Here is a 16771-nt window from a genome sequence, read left to right on the forward strand (position 1 = left end):
ACGACCCATTTCGGGTAAGATCGGAATCGACAGGGGGCGTTCCGGAAAGGGGAGGCCGGCATGACGATGGATATGCAGCGGGAGGATTCGCACCGCAGCGACTGGCGCAGCGGACGGATGGTGCTCGACAACGGCGGGCTGGACGCCGACCACCGGATGCAGCACGAACTGATCCGCCGCTTCGTACAGCTCCCGGCCGACGAGTCCGGGCGCCTGCAGGCCCTGCACCTGCTGGACGAGCTGCGCCGGGTCTCGGCCCGGCATTTCCTTCGCGAAGAGCGGGTGCAGATCTCCATGCGCTACCCGCATCTGGAGGAGCACCGGGCGCAGCACCGCCGGCTGGCCGCCCTGCTGGACGACATCATCGGGCAGGTGGATGCCGGCGAATCGGCCTTCGATTACGGTTACGTGAAGAACAAGGCGGACGAACTGCTGCAATTCTGGTTCTTCGACCACTTCGCGAAGGCCGACCTGCCCATGAAATCGTACCTTGCGAAATTCGCGGTGCGGTGACGCCCGGGTGGCCTTCGTCCACCGCCTGCCGCCACGCTCACGCCATGCGGGATTCGCAGGGCGGGCTGGCTGCGGCGTCTTGGACCGGCCGTCATGGAACGTTTACATAGGAGCGGCCCTTTGTTATGGTCCGCCGCGTTTTCAAGGGGCGGCGTCGGCATGGGACTGACGGGCGCACCGGAACCTATTCCCTGCAGAGAGAGCCGACTGCGATGAAGGTGCTTGCCGGCAACAGCAACCGTCCGCTGGCCGAGGCCATCTCCACCTGTCTCGGCGTGCCGCTGACCAAAGCGAGCATCCGCCGGTTTTCCGACATGGAGGTGTTCGTCGAAATTCTGGAAAACGTGCGCGGCGAAGACGTGTTCGTGGTCCAGTCGACGTCGTTCCCGGCCAACGACAACCTGATGGAGCTGCTGGTCACCATCGACGCCCTGCGTCGCGGGTCGGCCCGGCGCATCACGGCGGTCCTCCCCTACTACGGCTATGCGCGCCAGGACCGCAAGACCGGCCCGCGCACGCCGATTTCGGCCAAGCTGGTCGCCAACCTCATCACGCAGGCCGGCGCCAACCGCGTGCTGACCATGGACCTGCACGCGGGCCAGATCCAGGGCTTCTTCGACATCCCGACTGACAACCTGATGGCCGCCCCGGTGTTCGAAAAGGACATCCGCGCGACCTTCGAGGACATCGGCGAGGTGACGATGGTGTCGCCGGACGTCGGCGGCGTGGTGCGCGCCCGTTCGCTGGCCAAGCGTCTGGACGCCGACCTCGCCATCATCGACAAGCGGCGCGAGCGCGCCGGCGTGTCGGAGGTGATGAACATCATCGGCGACGTCAAGAACCGCCGCTGCATCCTGCTGGACGACATCGTGGATTCGGGCGGCACGCTGTGCAACGCCGCGGTCGCCCTGATGGACGCCGGCGCCAAGTCGGTCCACGCCTATTGCACCCACGGCGTTCTGTCGGGCGGTGCGGTGGCCCGCGTGGCCGTGTCCCCGCTGGAGCAGCTCGTCACCACCGACAGCATCCAGGCGACCGAGGCCGTGCGCGTGTCCCGCAACATCCGCCAGCTCACCATCGCCCCGCTGCTGGCCGATGCCATCACCCGCATCAGCGAGGAACGCTCGGTGTCGAGCCTGTTCTCGTAACGGCGACCGGAACACCTGCTGAAAGCCCTTTCCCTTCGCGGGGGAAGGGCTTTTTCATGGGCGCCATCCGGCGGATGTCGGGACGCTTTCCTTGATGTCCGGACTCTTTCCTTGATGTCCAGACTCTTTCCTTGATGTCCAGACTCTTTCCTTGACGCGGCGCCCCGCATGGCTTAATCACCGCGCCCACGCGTCAGCACCCCTGGAGGCTGGCGCTTTTTTCCGTTCAAGGAGTTCATCCGATGACGCAGATCGTTCCGCTCAGCGCCGAAACGCGCGACCGGGCCGGCAAGGGGACCGCCCGCCAGACCCGTCGTGATGGCCGCATTCCGGCCGTGATCTACGGTGACAAGCAGGCCCCGATCATGATTTCGCTGGAGAAGTTCGCGTTCACCCGCGTTCTGAACCAGGCGGGCTTCTTCACGCACCTGTTCGACATCACGGTCGATGGCGCCACCCACCGGGTCCTGCCGCGCGACGTGCAGTTCCATCCGGTCACCGACGTCCCGCTGCACGTCGACTTCCTGCGCGTCTCCGCCGACACCCGCACCCATGTGCAGGTTCCGGTCGAGTTCGTGGACCAGGAGAAGTCGCCGGGCCTGAAGCGCGGCGGCGTGCTGAACATCGTCCGCCACGAGCTGGACGTGACCGTCTCCGCCGGCAACATCCCGGAGCAGATCACGATCTCCTGCGAAGGCTTCGACGTCGGCGATTCGATCCACATCTCCGCGGTGAAGCTGCCGGAGGGCGTGGCCTCGACCATCACCGACCGCGACTTCACGATCGCCACGATCGTCGCCCCGTCGGGCCTGAAGTCCGAAGAGGCCGAGAGCACCGAGGCCGCCGCTTCCTGACCGGAAGCCGCCTTGTGGGTTGCGACAGGGGGCTTCGGCCCCCTGTTTCGTTTCCGGCTTATGCTGTTTCGAGATGAGGAGACCTCGCCATGCTGCTGCTGGTGGGATTGGGCAACCCCGGCGCCGAGTACGCGCGCAACCGGCACAACATCGGCTTCATGGCGGTCGAGGAGATCGCCCGCCGCCATGGCTTCGGCCCCTGGCGCAAGCGCTTCCAGGGCCGGACCGCCGACGGCACGGTCGGCGGCGAGAAGGTGATCGCGCTGGAACCGCTGACCTTCATGAACCTCTCCGGCCAGTCGGTGGCCGCCGCACTCCAGTTCTTCAAGCTGAAGCCCGAGAACGTCGTCGTCATCCATGACGAGTTGGACCTCCCTCCCGGCAAGATCCGCGTGAAGAAGGGCGGCGGGCATGGCGGGCACAACGGTTTGCGCTCCATCGACGCGCATCTCGGCAAGGAGTATTGGCGCATCCGCCTGGGCATCGGCCATCCCGGCGACAAGGACCGGGTCAGCGGCTATGTGCTGCACGACTTCGCCAAGGCCGAGCAGAGCTGGCTCGCCCCGCTGATCGACGCCGTCGCCGACGCCTTCCCCCTGGTCGTGAAGGGCCAAGCCGAGACTTTCATGAACAAGGTCACCCTGGCCACCGCGCCCGCCAAATGAGATTTTGCCAAGTGACGTTTCCCGGCCCACGGCAGGGAAAATTGCGACGGGTTGAGGCAAGCGCCGCCATGCCGATATGATGGCGTCCTCTCAAGCCGCGTGGCCGCCATGTCCAGCAAAGAGTTCAGCGACAAAGAACCCGCCGATCCCGAATTCGAGGCGCTGATCCGCTACATCCAGGAAAGCCGGGGACTCGATTTCCGCGGCTACAAGCGCACCAGCCTGCAACGGCGCATCCGCCGCCGGATGGAGGAGGCCGGCTGCGAGGATTTCGCCACCTACCACGGCCTGCTGGAGGCCGATCCGCAGGAATTCATCCATCTTCTGAACACCGTGCTGATCAACGTGACGTCCTTCTTCCGCGACACCGAGGCGTGGGACGTGCTGAGGAAGGAGGTCGTGCCGCAGATCCTCGCGCAGCGGTCCGACGACGGTCCCATCCGCATCTGGAGCGCCGGTTGCGCATCGGGGGAGGAGCCCTATTCCCTCGCCATGCTGTTCGCGGAGGCGCTGGGCAAGGACCAGTTCATCGACCGGGTGAAGATCTACGCCACCGATCTGGACGACGCGGCCCTGAACATCGCCCGGCACGCCATCTACTCGCCGCGCGACGTGGAGAACGTGCCGCCACCGCTGCTGGACCGGTATTTCGAGCGGTCCAACAACCACTATGTCTTCCTGCGCGATCTGCGCAAATGCGTGATCTTCGGGCGGCACAATCTGGTGACCGACGCCCCGATCTCGCGCATCGACCTGCTGGTCTGCCGCAACCTGTTGATCTATCTGGAAAGCGAGACCCAGAACATCGTTCTGCCGCGCCTGCACTATGCGCTGACCAACGACGGCGTCCTGTTCCTCGGCAAGGCGGAGACGCAGCTCGCCCGCTCCAAGATGTTCGAGCCGGTGAACCTGAAGAGCCGCATCTTCCGCAAGGTGCCGCAGGAATGGCGGCGCAGCCCGGGCGGCAGCCTGACCATCGCGCCGGAGCAGAACAACCACCGGCAGAGCTTCCAGACCCGCCTGATGGAAGGCATCGTGGACAGCAGCGCCACGGCCTATCTGTCGGTCAACGGCGAGGGCATCCTCGTCTTCGCCAACGCCATGGCCCGGCGGCTTCTGGACGTCGGCGAGATCGACATCGGGCGCCCGTTCCAGGATCTGTCGATCTCCTACCGCCCGGCAGAGCTGCGCTCCCGCATCGAGGAGGTGCAGAAGACCGGGCGCATGGTGCGCATCGAGCATCAGGAGTTCACCCGCCCGCCGGGCGAGCCGATGCGACTGACCATCGAGATCTCCCTGCTTTACGGGCGCGACGGGAAGCCGTTCGCCACGCTGCTGGGCTTCACCGACACCAGCCGGCATTTCCAGGTGCAGCAGGAGCTGGAAGCGGCGCAGGAAAGCCTGGAGACCACCATCGAGGAGCTGCAAAGCTCCAACGAAGAGCTTGAGACGACCAACGAGGAACTCCAGTCCACCAACGAGGAGTTGGAGACCACGAACGAGGAACTCCAGTCCACCAACGAAGAACTGGAGACCATGAACGAGGAGCTGCGCTCCGCCAACGAGGAGCTGGAGGTCGCGAACGAGGAGTTGCGCCGCCAGGGCGAGGAGTCCGGCGAGTTCCGCCGCTACTCCGAATCGATCCTGCGCAGCATGGATGTGGGCATCATCGTCCTGGACGAGGACTTGCGCGTGCGGTCCTGGAACCGCTGGGGCGAGAACATGTGGGGCCTGCGCGCGGAGGAGGTGCAGGGCGAACATTTCCTCGCCCTCGACATCGGCCTGCCGGTGCAACGGCTGCGCGCCCATCTGGAAGGTGTCCTGGAAAGCGGGGTGCCGCAGCCGCCGGCCATGCTGAACGCCGTGGACCGGCGCGGCCGCGCGGCGACCTGCCGGGTCCGGCTCTCGCCGCTGCTGTACGAGGTTCGGGAGGCGCACGGCGTCGTCCTGATCATCGAGGACGTCACCGAACAGACCCGCACCGAAGCCTTCGCCGGCTACCTCGGGCGCGTCATCGGCGAATCCCTGAACGAGGTCTATTTCCTGGACCCCTCCACCTTCCGCTTCCTTCTGGTGAACCGCGGGGCCGAGACGAAACTGGGCTACAAGCTGGACCACCTGAAGCAGCTCGCCGTCCACGATCTCATGCCCGAGGTGTCGGCGGAACGGTTCCGGGCTCTCGTCGCTCCTCTCCTGTCGGGCAAGAAGATGGAGGTCGTCTTCGAAACGGTGATGGAGGGCAGCCACCCCGGCGCCTACCCGGTGGAGGTCTGCCTCCAGCATTTCGGCGGGGAGCAGCCGCCGATCCTCCTCGCCATCGTGCACGACACGACCGAGCGCCAGCATCTGGGGGCGGAAGGCGGCAGGACGGCGGAGGTGGAATAGGGCGGCTCCGTCAATCCTCCCCCTCGGCAGCCATGCCGCCCGCCAGCTCCTGTCCCGGCCCGGCAAGCACATTCTTCAACAAGGCGGCGCTCCCTTCGGCCTCCCGCGCCGCCCGGGTCCATTTCGTCTCGATGATGACGTGCCCATGCTCCCGGGCCCGATCGGCCAGACGCCGGAACATGACCGCGCGGTCCTCGTGGGTGCGCAGGGCGACCCAAATGGCCTGCTCGATCGATTCCCGATGGCCGGCCGCCAGTGTTTCGGGGGCATAGGCGTGCCCGACCTTGCAGCGGAAGCGCAGCAGCGGGCCGTCCTCGATCTCCACCAGGTTGCCGCCGCATTCGGGGCAGCTCAGGGTGCTGGGCCGCCCGACGGACGCGGTGGACTCCGGCACGGCGTCGAATTCCCTCTCGGAAATGCGCGCCTCCTCCGCGATGTCGGCGGGGATCGGCACGGCGGGTCCCGGCGGTTCGTTCAGAAGGCGGGCCAGCAGCGCCGGCAGGTCGGACAGCGGGGCGCAGGCATCCACGGACACATGCCGCAGGGCGTTGCGCGGCATGCTCGGCCATTCCGCGTCCTCCGGGTCCTGAACCACGGCGACACCGCCGCATCGCTTCACGGCGCGCAGCCCGGCGGTCCCGTCGTCCAGCGTGCCGGTCAGGATCAGCCCAACCACCCGCGGCCCATAGGCGACCGCCACCGAGCGGAACAGCGGGTCGATGGCGGGGCGGCAGCGGTTCTCCCGCGCCCCGCGGCGCACCAGGGCGCAGCCGTCCTTGACCAGCAGGTGGTGGTCGGGCGGGGCGATGTGTATCCAGCCGGGCCGCACCGGTTCCCCATCCTCCGGATGGAAGGCCGGAAGCCATCCGGCGCGCGACAGGACGGCCGGCAGCACGCTCTGCGTGGCGCCGATGTGCTGGACGACGAAGACCGTTGCCGTCACGTCGCGCCGCATTGCCGCGAACAGCGTCTTCAGGGCGGTGATCCCGCCGGCCGAGGCGCCAACAGCCAGGATGCTTCTCTTGTCCATGGACCGGAATCGATATTTTGCATGCCAAGTGACAACAACACTGCGACGAAGAAATTCCAGCTTTGGTCCTATCACTTTTCCACGCGCGCACTGTTGAGCGGGCTGTGCAATCATTCGTTCCCGGGAGAAGGGGGGAGCGTGGGGAAGCCGGTGCCGATCAGCGCAGGGGACGATACGCGGGACTCCGAGCGCATCTTGCTGCAACAGCGCGTCGCGGAGTTGGACCGGAGCCTGGAACAGGCCCTGGTGACGGCGGAGGATGCGCAGGAGGAAGCGCGCCTCCTGGCCGCCGACCGCGTCCAGATGGAGGAGGAACTGAACGCGCAGCGGCAGGAGATCGCCGCGTTGCGTGAACGTCTCGCCCAGTCCGAAACCCGCCGGTCGGAGCTGCTCGACGCTCTGACCGCTTCCGACCAGAGGCTCAGCGTCCTCCGCCGGGACGAAACCCACCTGTCCGAGGAACTCCAGACCTCCTACGAGGAGCTTCAGGTCATAACCGAGGAGTTGGAGCGGGCCAACGCCGAGTTGGAACGGCGGGTCGAGGAGCGCACGGCCCAGCTCACCGTGAGCGAGCGGCGATTCCAAACCCTGTTCGAGGCCATGGACGAGGGGTTCCTCCTCGCCGACGTTCTTTTCGACGGCGACCGCCCGGTGGACGTCCTCCATCTGGACATGAATCCCGCGGCGCGGCGCGTGACCGGCGAGGATTTCGTCGGGCGGCGGCTGCGCGAGATCAGCCCGGCCTTCGAAGAGCATTGGTACGAGGTGTTCGGCCGCGCTGCGCGCGACGGCGAGTCGGTGCGGACGGAGCTTTACGCGGCACCGTTGGAGAAGTGGATCAGCTTCTACGTCTTCAAGGTCGGTGCCCCCGAACAGCGCCGCATCGCCGTGATCTTCCAGGACGTCACCGAACGGAAGGAAGCCCAGGAGCAGCTTCGGCGTGCGAAGGAGGCTGCGGAGGCGGCGAACCGGGCGAAGACCAAGTTCCTCGCCGCCGCCAGCCACGACCTGCGTCAGCCGATCCAGGCGGCGGCCCTCTACGCCCATGTCCTGCAGGGGGCGGTCGGCGCGGACCCGGTCGCCCGCGAATCGCTCCTCCGGTTGAAGGCCTCGATCGACAGCCTGAACGGCATGCTGAGCGGGCTGCTCGACCTGTCCCGGCTGGAGGCCGGCGTCATCGAGGTGTCGGTCACCGACTTCGTGCCCACGGCCTTGATGAGCCGTCTGGCCGAGGAGTTCCGCGGCCTGGCCGAAGCGTCGATGGTCGAGCTGCGCTGCCGGACCACCCGCGTCGCGGTGTCCACCGACCCGCATCTTCTGGAGCGCCTGCTGCGCAACCTGCTGTCCAACGCCATCGCGCATGGCCGGCCCAAGGGTACGGATGCCGGCGGACGGGTGTTGATCGGCTGCCGCCGGCGGGCGAACGGGGTGGAGTTCCAGGTGTGGGACAACGGGCCGGGCATTCCGGAAGACGCCCGTGGCGCCATTTTCGAGGAGTTCCGCCAGCTCAACAACCCGGAGCGCAACGCCGCGCAGGGGTTCGGGCTGGGGCTGTCCATCGTGTCGCGGCTCGCCCGCCTGCTGGGGGTGGAGGTGGCGCTGCGGTCGCGGGTCGGGGCGGGGTCGGTCTTCTCGGTGACGGTGCCCTACGCCCGCAAGCCGGAGGCCGGCGTCACGGCGGTGCCCGCCCTGGGCGGCGCGAACCAGGAACGGAGGCTGAAAGGGCACACGGTGCTGCTGGTGGAGGACGACGAGCAGGTCCGCCGCAGCATGACCATGATGCTGAAGCGCTGGGGCCTGCGCGTGGTCGCCGTGTCCTCGACGGCGGAACTGGCGGCGATCCTGCCCCGCCTGCGGCGTCCGCACGTCGTGCTGACCGACTACCGCCTGCCCGGCGGCAATTCCGGACGTTCGGTGGTCGAGCTGGTGCGCCGGCGCTGGCCCGTGCCGGGGGTCATCATCACCGGCGACACCGCCCCGGAACGGCTGCGCGAAGCGATGTCGCTCGGCTGCCGCCTGCTGCACAAGCCGGTGCTGCCCGCGGATCTGGCCGGAGCGCTGGGCGAGGTGCTCCATTCCTGACGCCGCCGCCCGTTGAGCGGGCCGACGGACCTGGAGCCGGTGGGCGCCGGCATGGCGCAATCGCTGACCCAAAAGCTCGTGCCCTTTCCGCTCCGCCCGCGCCGATGCCCTGCCCCACCCCCACTTCCCGTTTGCGCTTTGCGGCTCCACGTAGGATAAAGCGCCCCAATTCCCGAGATTTCCGACGGCGAGCACCCCCATGGGCTTCAATTGCGGCATCGTCGGCCTGCCGAACGTCGGCAAGTCGACCCTTTTCAACGCGCTGACCGCCACCCAGGCGGCGGAGGCGGCCAACTTCCCCTTCTGCACCAAGGAGCCGAACGTCGGCCGCGTCGGCGTGCCCGACCCGCGGCTGGACAAGCTGGCGGCCATCGCCAAGTCGCAGAAGATCATCCCGACCCAGCTCGAATTCGTGGACATCGCCGGCCTGATCCGCGGCGCCTCGAAGGGTGAGGGTCTGGGCAACCAGTTCCTGGCGAACATCCGCGAGGTGGACGCCATCGTCCACGTCCTGCGCTGCTTCGAGGACGACGACGTCACCCATGTGGAAGGCAACGTCGATCCCCTGCGCGACGCCGAGGTGGTCGAGACGGAGCTGATGCTCGCCGACATGGAGAGCCTGGAGCGCCAGCTCACCAGCCTCCAGAAGAAGGCCAAGGGCGGCGACAAGGACTCCAAGATCAAGGCCGATCTGATGGAGCGCGCGCTGAAGGTCCTTCAGGACGGCAAGCCGGCCCGCGTCGTCGAGGTCAGCGACGAGGAGTGGCCGGTGTTCAAGCAGTTCATGCTGCTGACCGCCAAGCCCGTCCTCTACGTCTGCAACGTCGAGGAATCTTCCGCGGCCACCGGCAACAGCCTGACCGCCAAGGTCGCCGAGAAGGCCAAGGCCGAGAACGCCGGCATGGTTGTCATCTCCGCCGCCATCGAGTCGGAGGTCGCCCAGCTTTCCGACGCCGCCGAGAAGCAGGAGTTCCTGGAATCCCTCGGCCTGGAGGAGACCGGCCTGAACAAGCTGATCCGCGCCGGCTTCCAGCTTCTCGACCTCATCACCTTCTTCACCGTCGGCCCGAAGGAGGCCCGCGCCTGGACCGTGCGCCGCGGCGCCAAGGCCCCGGAGGCGGCGGGCGTCATCCACACCGATTTCGAGCGCGGCTTCATCCGGGCCGAGACCATCGATTTCGACAGCTACGTCACGCTGGGCGGCGAGCAGGGCGCCAAGGACAACGGCAAGATGCGCCAGGAAGGCAAGGAGTACGTCGTCAACGACGGCGACATCTTCCACTTCCGCTTCAACGTTTGATTGGACAGTCACGCAACCCTTCTCCTCTCCGGGGGAGAAGGGTTAACGCCACCCAATCTTATCACCGTCGGGGAGTCCGTTAACCCTTTCGTAATTCTGGAAAAACCGCTTAAATACCCCTGAGATATGGTTAACAAATCCCGCTTCGGCTGTTACTGCCTTGAGACGGCAGCCGAGGGCAGGACGGGAGGGGACATGGCGGTGAACCAGAACGCGACCATCGCGCCGGGTCCCGGCACCTTCTCCGACCGCGTGCGCGACGCCATCCGGCACGGCGAATTGCGCTTGGCCTTCCAGCCGCAGGCCGACGCCCAAAGCGGGCGCCTGACCGGGTTCGAGGCGCTGTCCCGCTGGCGTCTGGACGACGGGACGGTGATCCCGCCCGACGTCTTCATCCCCATGGCGGAAACCAGCGACGCCATCAACATTCTGGGCGAATGGACGGTGCGCCGCGCCTGCGAGACCGCGGCGGGCTGGATGCATGGTGGAATCGCCGACGTGCCGGTGGCGGTGAACCTGTCGGCCCGCCAGTTGGAAGATCCCGGCTTTGCCCGCACCGTTCTGGGCATCCTGGCCGAAACCGGCCTGCCCGCCGCCAACCTGAAGCTGGAGCTGACCGAAACCGCCCTGTTCGAGCACAGCGACTCCTCGCGCGAGGTGCTGACCCAGTTGCGCGGCGCCGGGGTGCGGCTGGTGCTGGACGATTTCGGGACGGGCTACTCTTCACTATCCCTGCTGCGCCGCGTGCCGGTGGAGGCCCTGAAGATCGACAAGCATTTCACCCAGGCGATGGTGCAGGACCGCGACGCCGCAGCCATCGTGCGCGCCGTCATCGATCTCGCCCACGCGCTGGGCATGCAGGTGATCGCGGAGGGGGTGGAGACCAACGACCAGCTTCTGTACCTGCGCGCCTACCGCTGCGACCGCATCCAGGGCTATCTGCTGGCGAAGCCCCTGGACGAGGGTCAGGTGCCGGACTTCATCCGCCGGCTCGCCGCGACGCCGACAGGCGGATGACCCGCTCCGTCTCGTCCCACTCGGTCAGTTCCGCGGCCTCCTCGACGGTGGCCCACACCGCCTCCAGCGCGTCGTCGGCGCAGACGGCCTCGCCCTCCGGGCAGTCCGCCGCCACCTCCACGATGGTGTAGTGGTACTGGACGGCCCCGGCGTCGTCGAGCGTCATGGCGTCCACCACCGTGACCACCTCCGTCGGCACGACGTGCAGGCCGGTTTCCTCCAGCACCTCGCGCACCGCCGTCTCGAACACCGTCTCGCCCACCGACTGGGCACCGCCGGGCAGGCTCCACTGCCCCATCCGCGGCGGGCGGCCCCGGCGGATCAGCAGGACCCGGTCGCCGCGCCACACCACCGCGCCCACCCCCACCCAGGGACGGTCGGGATATTCGCGGGCCGTACGGTCGGCGTGTTCTGTGGCGGACATGGAAACTCCCTCGTTGCGCTTGACCCGACGCTAACCCAGGCGGACAGTTGGATTCCAGTGGCCGAATTTCAGTGGCCATGAGGCCGAACGAACCGCCACCCGGACGCCGCCATGAAGCTCAACGAGATCCGCACCTTCGTCGCCGTGGCCGAGGCCCAGTCCGTGCAGGAGGCCGCGCATCGGCTGGGGCTGACCCAATCCGCCGTCTCGCGCCTGATCCAGCGGCTGGAGGCGGAGCTTGGCGTGCCGCTGTTCGACCGCCAGACCAAGCCGCTGGCCCTGACCCGCGACGGCGACATGGCGCTGGCCCACGCGCACCGCGTGCTGAAGGCGGCGGACGAGCTGTCGGACGCCTTCGCCGGGGCGGCCCAGCCCCAGGGGCTGCTGCGGCTGGGGGTGGCCCATGTGCTGACCACCATCGCCGCGCACCAGCCGCTGGACCGGCTGCGCGCCGCTTTCCCCGGCCTGACCGTCCGCCTGCATTCGGACTGGAGCACGCCGCTGATCGAGCAGGTGCGCAACGGCACGCTGGACGGCGCGCTGGTGCTGACGCACGACGCCCAGATGCCGCCGGACGATCTGGACGCCGTCTGCATCTCGCGCGAGCCGGTGCGGATCATCGCCTCCGCCGATCTCGCGGCGCGGCAGGAGTGGACCCTGCCCGCCATGAACGCGCTGGGCTGGGTGCTCCAGCCCGACGGGTGCCAGTACCGGATCGCCATGGGCCGCAGGATGGCGGAGCACGGATCGGGGCTGAACGTCACGGTGGAGGCGTTCGACCAGTCGCTGCTGCTGTCGCTGGTGGCGCGCGGATTCGGATTCGGGCTGGCGCCGCTGCGGCTGATCGCGCCGACGGCCCAGGCCGCCAGCCTGCGGGCTCTGGAAATGCCGGACTTCGCGCTGACCGTCGCGGTGTGGCTGCTGCGCGGGCGCTTCACGGGGCGCATCGGCCCGGTCTTCGACGTGCTGGAGGACAGCCTGCTCGACCTGCTGCCCCCGGCGGAGGCAGAGCCGGTGCCCGCGCGCTGCCATTCCGCCGCCGAATAACCTTCTTTCTCTTTGTGAATTTGATGGACGCCCGGCGCGGGCCTATCGTGTCACCCTGTTGAGCAGCGGGCCAGCGTTGCCGCACCGGCCACAGCCCGCGCGAAGGGAGGATCAATTGGACACCAGCAACCGGGCGGACGGAGCGGCCGTGGCCCGCTCCTGGCGGACGCCGGGCTTCGTGATCGCCTGCGGCTGCCTGATCGCGCTGCTGGCCTTCGGCCCGCGGTCCAGCATGGGCCTGTTCACCGCACCCCTGTCGGAGGCGCACGGCTGGGGCCGCGACGTCTTCGCCCTGTCCATCGCCATCCAGAATCTTGTCTGGGGCATCGGCACCCCCTTCGCCGGGGCGCTGTGCGACCGTTACGGGCCGGCGCTGGTGCTGGGAATCAGCGGGATTCTCTATGCGCTGGGGCTGGCGCTGATGCCCTACGCCGACACGCCGCTGATGCTGCATCTCAGCTCCGGCCTGCTGATCGGGCTGGGTCTGGCGGGAGCGTCCTTCGGCATCGTCATCGCCGGCTTCAGCCGCATCGTCCCGCCGGAGAAGCGGAGCTGGTCGATGGGTGTGGCCACCGCCGCGGGGTCCATGGGCCAGTTCCTGTTCGCCCCCACCGGTCAGGCCTTCATCGCCGCCTATGGCTGGCAGACGGCGCTGATCCTGTTCGGCGCGTCGATGCTGATGATCCCGGTGCTCGCCTCCTCCTTCGCCGGGGCGGGCGGAGCGAAGAGCGCGCAGGCCGTCACCGGGGCGAACATCGGCTTCGCCGCGACGATCCGGCAGGCCTTCCAGCACCGCAGCTACGTTCTGCTGGTCACCGGCTTCTTCGTCTGCGGCTTCCAGCTCGCCTTCATCACCACGCATCTGCCGCCCTATCTGACCGCGGCGGGGATCAGCCCCAGCCTCGCCTCCTGGGCGATGGCGCTGATCGGGCTGTTCAACGTGGTCGGTTCCTACATGTCGGGCGTGCTGGGCGGGAAAATGAGCAAGCGCGTGCTGCTCTGCGCCAACTACACGCTGCGCGGCCTGTGCACCGCTCTCTTCATCCTGGTGCCGGTCACCCCACTGTCGGTGATTCTCTACGCCGCGGCGATGGGCCTGCTGTGGCTGTCCACCGTGCCGCCGACGTCGGGCCTCGTCGCGCTGATGTTCGGCACGCGCTATCTGGGGATGCTCTACGGCTTCGCCTTCCTCAGCCACCAGATCGGCGGTTTCCTCGGCGTGTGGCTGGGCGGCGTGCTGTACGAGCGCGTCGGCTCCTACGACGTGGTGTGGTGGGCCAGCGTGGTCCTGGCGCTGGCCGCCGCCGCGGTGAACTGGCCGATCGCCGAGAAGCCGGCCCCCTCCCTGGCGGCGGAAGCGAAAGCGTAAGGCCATGACGGAACCGGCGCCTGCCCCCTCCTCTTCTTCCGGCTTCGGCCACGGCTTCGCGCTGGCGCTCGGCGCGCTGGCGCTGGCCGTCTGGGCGGTGGTGACGGGCGTGGCGCTGACCCAGGCCGCCCTGAACGAGGAGGACGGCGGCACCGTGCTGGCCGTCTTCCCGCCGGGCACGCCGACCGCCGACGCCTTCACCGCGGTGGTCCGCGCCGGCGGGGAGCCGGTGCGCCAGACCTGGATACCCTTCGCCTGGGTCGCCCGCAGCGACGGAAACGGCTTCGTCGGGCGGCTGAAGGCGGAAGGGGCGGTCACCGCCTACGGCGAATTGTCGGTCGGCCCGGCGTTGGGCGGCTGCGCGGTGGTGTCGCTGGACGACAAGCGCCCGGTCGGCTTCCAGTTCAAGTGACGAAAAAACCCGTCGTCAAGCGGTGACGGAGCAACGTTTCGGGTATTGACAACCCCCGCAAGGAGGAGCAGGCTATTCCTCAGAGCAACACTGGTTGAGGTGAAGACGCGGTGGATGCCGCATCAAGTTGGTCCCAAGGCCAACTTCTCATCACAGCAAATGTTCCCGTAGCCAGGAGGGTGAACTGCTCATGAGTCCACCTGCGCTTATCTGAGGAAGCCGACCTGTTCGGCCACACATTTCTGAACATTGCCGTTGAGACGGCTCAACCATTGCGGATGTCCTGGCACAACCGCAGAAACCCCCGCCCCCCGCGCGGGGGTTTCGCTTTTTCGGCTTGCCGGTGGCGCTGCCATTTCCCGACCAGACCTCCAAAGAGAAACCCCTCCCCCGCGGGCGCGGGAGAGGGGCGAAGGCTTCGTGTCGCTTCGAACGGGTCCGAAGACCCGGGAGTCAATGCACCGGCCGATCAATACATGTGCTGGCCGCCGTTGATCGACAGGGTCGAGCCGGTGATGAAGCCGGCGTCGTCGCCAACCAGGAACAGAACGCCGCGGGCGATTTCTTCCGCCTTGCCCAGACGGCCCACCGGGATGCGGGCCACGATCTTCTCCAGCACGTTGGGCGGCACCGCGCGCACCATGTCGGTGTCGATGTAGCCCGGCGCGATGGCGTTCACGGTGATGCCCTTGGCCGCGCCCTCCTGGGCCAGAGCCTTGGTGAAGCCGTGGATGCCCGACTTGGCGGCGGCGTAGTTCACCTGGCCGTACTGGCCGGCCTGGCCGTTCACCGAGCCGATGTTGACGATGCGGCCGAAGCCGCGCTCGCGCATGCCGTCGATGACGTTGCGGCACAGGTTGAAGCAGGAGGTGAGGTTCGTCGCGATGACCTCGTTCCACTGCTGCGGGGTCATGCGCTGCAGCACGCCGTCGCGGGTGATGCCGGCGTTGTTCACGACCACGTCCACCGGCCCGAGTTCGGCGGTGATCTTCGCGATGCCTTCCTTCACGGCGTCGAAGTCCGACACGTCGAACTTGTAGACCGCGATGCCCGTGCGGGCGGAGAATTCCTTCGCCTTCTCGTCGTTGCCAGCGTAGTTGGCGGCGACGACGTAGCCGGCGTTCTTCAACGCGACGGAGATGGCTTCACCGATACCGCGCGTTCCGCCCGTGACGACTGCAACTCGAGCCATTGGCTCCTCCCCCAAAGCTTGGATGTTGGATTCTTTATCGGTTTCTATACGCACATACGAAACGGGCCGCACCCCGGAGGGTACGGCCCGCTTTTCGTCAGCCCCGCTCGACGGTGAGGGCGATGCCCATGCCGCCACCGATGCACAAGGTGGCGAGGCCCTTCTTGGCGTCGCGCTTCTGCATCTCATAGAGCAGGGTGGTCAGGACGCGGGCGCCGGACGCGCCGACCGGGTGGCCGAGCGCGATGGCGCCGCCGTTGACGTTGACCTTGGAGGTGTCCCAGCCAAGGTCCTTGTTCACGGCCAGGGCCTGCGCGGCGAACGCCTCGTTCGCCTCGATCAGGTCCAGGTCCTCGTGCTTCCAGCCGGCCTTCTCCAGCGCGAGGCGGGAGGCCGGGATCGGGCCGGTGCCCATGATCGCCGGATCGACGCCGGCGGTCGCCCAGGACACGATGCGGGCCAGCGGGGTCAGGCCGCGCTTGGCCGCGTTCTCGGCGGTCATCAGCACCAGCGCCGCGGCGCCGTCGTTGATGCCCGACGCGTTGCCGGCGGTCACCGTGCCGTCCTTGGAGAAGGCCGGGCGCAGCTTGCCCAGCGACTCCGCGGTGGTGCCGTGCTTCGGATACTCGTCGTCGGCGACGATGATGTCGCCCTTGCGGCCCTTGATGGTGACCGGGATGATCTCGTCCTTGAAGCGGCCGGACTTCTGGGCGGCTTCGGCCTTCTGCTGCGAGGCGGCGGCAAAGGCGTCCTGCTCGTCGCGGGTGAGCTGCCACTTCTGGGCGACGTTCTCCGCCGTCGTGCCCATGTGATAGCCGTGGAAGGCGTCCCACAGGCCGTCCTTCAGCATGGTGTCGAGCATCTCGGCGGAGCCCATCTTCACGCCGTTGCGCAGATGCATGACGTGCGGGGCCTGGCTCATGCTCTCCTGGCCGCCGACGACCATGATCTCGGCGTCGCCGTTGCGGATCGCCTGATAGCCGAGCGCCACGGAGCGCAGGCCGGAGCCGCAGAGCTGGTTGATGCCGAAGGCGGTGGCGGAGGCCGGGATGCCGGCGTTGACGGCGGCCTGGCGGGCCGGGTTCTGGCCCTGACCGGCGGTCAGGATCTGGCCCAGGATGACCTCGGTCACCTCCGCGGCGTCGGTCTTGGCGCGGCTCAGCGCTTCGCGGATGGCAACCTCACCCAGGAAATGGGCCGGAACGGCGCTGAGCGCCCCGTTGAAGCTGCCGATGGGAGTACGCGCTGCGCTGGCGATCACAACCTCGGTCATGTTGACGCTCCTCAGATTTTGTCAGTTTTATTATCGTGACTGGGTGCCGCACGGAGTGAG

General features: G+C 67.7%; 15 protein-coding genes. 11 read left to right on the forward strand and 4 right to left on the reverse strand.

All coding sequences use genetic code 11. From position 1 onward, the window contains the following. Positions 1-60 precede the first annotated feature (60 nt). The 5 genes from DS843_RS23780 to DS843_RS23800 all read left to right on the forward strand — a co-directional run bounded on the left by DS843_RS23780 (position 61) and on the right by DS843_RS23800 (position 5565). Positions 61-513 carry a bacteriohemerythrin gene (locus DS843_RS23780; RefSeq protein WP_149471317.1) on the forward strand — a complete coding sequence of 151 codons (453 nt, stop codon included), beginning with the start codon at positions 61-63 and terminating at the stop codon, positions 511-513. A gap of 212 nt (positions 514-725) precedes the next feature. Next, on the forward strand, positions 726-1661 hold the full coding sequence (locus DS843_RS23785; protein WP_014199935.1) for a ribose-phosphate pyrophosphokinase: 936 nt from the start codon (positions 726-728) through the stop codon (positions 1659-1661). Positions 1662-1903: 242 nt separating this feature from the next. Further along, positions 1904-2515: a 50S ribosomal protein L25/general stress protein Ctc gene (locus tag DS843_RS23790; protein WP_149471318.1), complete on the forward strand. Its 612-nt coding sequence runs from the start codon at positions 1904-1906 to the stop codon at positions 2513-2515. A gap of 89 nt (positions 2516-2604) precedes the next feature. Next, positions 2605-3180 (forward strand): aminoacyl-tRNA hydrolase, encoded by a 576-nt coding sequence (gene pth / locus DS843_RS23795; protein WP_149471319.1) that lies wholly within the window; start codon positions 2605-2607, stop codon positions 3178-3180. Between the two features lie 108 nt (positions 3181-3288). Continuing rightward, positions 3289-5565 (forward strand): CheR family methyltransferase, encoded by a 2277-nt coding sequence (locus tag DS843_RS23800; protein WP_149471320.1) that lies wholly within the window; start codon positions 3289-3291, stop codon positions 5563-5565. A gap of 10 nt (positions 5566-5575) precedes the next feature. Here the strand turns inward: DS843_RS23800 and DS843_RS23805 are convergent, their stop codons facing one another. Next, positions 5576-6595 carry a chemotaxis protein CheB gene (locus tag DS843_RS23805; protein WP_149471321.1) on the reverse strand — a complete coding sequence of 340 codons (1020 nt, stop codon included), beginning with the start codon at positions 6593-6595 and terminating at the stop codon, positions 5576-5578. A 195-nt stretch (positions 6596-6790) separates the two neighbouring features. On the opposite strand from DS843_RS23805, the gene DS843_RS23810 reads away from it, so the two are divergent. The 3 genes from DS843_RS23810 (at position 6791) to DS843_RS23820 (ending at position 10994) form a co-directional block, all read left to right on the forward strand. Continuing rightward, a complete protein-coding gene (locus DS843_RS23810) occupies positions 6791-8677 on the forward strand; it encodes an ATP-binding response regulator (protein ID WP_286192283.1) in 1887 nt (628 codons plus the stop codon). 199 nt (positions 8678-8876) lie between these two features. Next, positions 8877-9977 (forward strand): redox-regulated ATPase YchF, encoded by a 1101-nt coding sequence (gene ychF / locus DS843_RS23815; RefSeq protein WP_149471323.1) that lies wholly within the window; start codon positions 8877-8879, stop codon positions 9975-9977. A 195-nt stretch (positions 9978-10172) separates the two neighbouring features. Next, positions 10173-10994 (forward strand): putative bifunctional diguanylate cyclase/phosphodiesterase, encoded by an 822-nt coding sequence (locus DS843_RS23820; protein ID WP_149471324.1) that lies wholly within the window; start codon positions 10173-10175, stop codon positions 10992-10994. On the opposite strand, the gene DS843_RS23825 is transcribed toward DS843_RS23820, so the two are convergent. After that, a complete protein-coding gene (locus DS843_RS23825) occupies positions 10957-11418 on the reverse strand; it encodes an NUDIX hydrolase (RefSeq protein ID WP_149471325.1) in 462 nt (153 codons plus the stop codon). The genes DS843_RS23820 and DS843_RS23825 overlap by 38 nt on opposite strands. Positions 11419-11529: 111 nt before the next feature. On the opposite strand from DS843_RS23825, the gene DS843_RS23830 reads away from it, so the two are divergent. From DS843_RS23830 to DS843_RS23840, 3 genes are all read left to right on the forward strand, one after another. Continuing rightward, entirely contained in the window at positions 11530-12465 is a 936-nt protein-coding gene (locus DS843_RS23830) for a LysR family transcriptional regulator (protein ID WP_149471326.1), read from the forward strand. 115 nt (positions 12466-12580) lie between these two features. After that, on the forward strand, positions 12581-13834 hold the full coding sequence (locus tag DS843_RS23835) for an MFS transporter (RefSeq protein ID WP_208852300.1): 1254 nt from the start codon (positions 12581-12583) through the stop codon (positions 13832-13834). A 4-nt stretch (positions 13835-13838) separates the two neighbouring features. After that, positions 13839-14246: a hypothetical protein gene (locus DS843_RS23840; RefSeq protein WP_149471327.1), complete on the forward strand. Its 408-nt coding sequence runs from the start codon at positions 13839-13841 to the stop codon at positions 14244-14246. A 469-nt stretch (positions 14247-14715) separates the two neighbouring features. Here DS843_RS23840 and phbB read toward each other — a convergent pair whose 3' ends face one another. Together phbB and DS843_RS23850 are read right to left on the reverse strand one after the other, a co-directional pair. Further along, positions 14716-15438 carry an acetoacetyl-CoA reductase gene (phbB, locus tag DS843_RS23845; protein WP_149471328.1) on the reverse strand — a complete coding sequence of 241 codons (723 nt, stop codon included), beginning with the start codon at positions 15436-15438 and terminating at the stop codon, positions 14716-14718. Between the two features lie 97 nt (positions 15439-15535). Next, on the reverse strand, positions 15536-16711 hold the full coding sequence (locus DS843_RS23850; RefSeq protein ID WP_149471329.1) for an acetyl-CoA C-acetyltransferase: 1176 nt from the start codon (positions 16709-16711) through the stop codon (positions 15536-15538). Between the last annotated feature and the right edge of the window lie 60 nt (positions 16712-16771).

The sequence above is a fragment of the Roseomonas genomospecies 6 genome, assembly GCF_008365375.1.
In the GTDB taxonomy this organism is placed as follows: domain Bacteria; phylum Pseudomonadota; class Alphaproteobacteria; order Azospirillales; family Azospirillaceae; genus Azospirillum.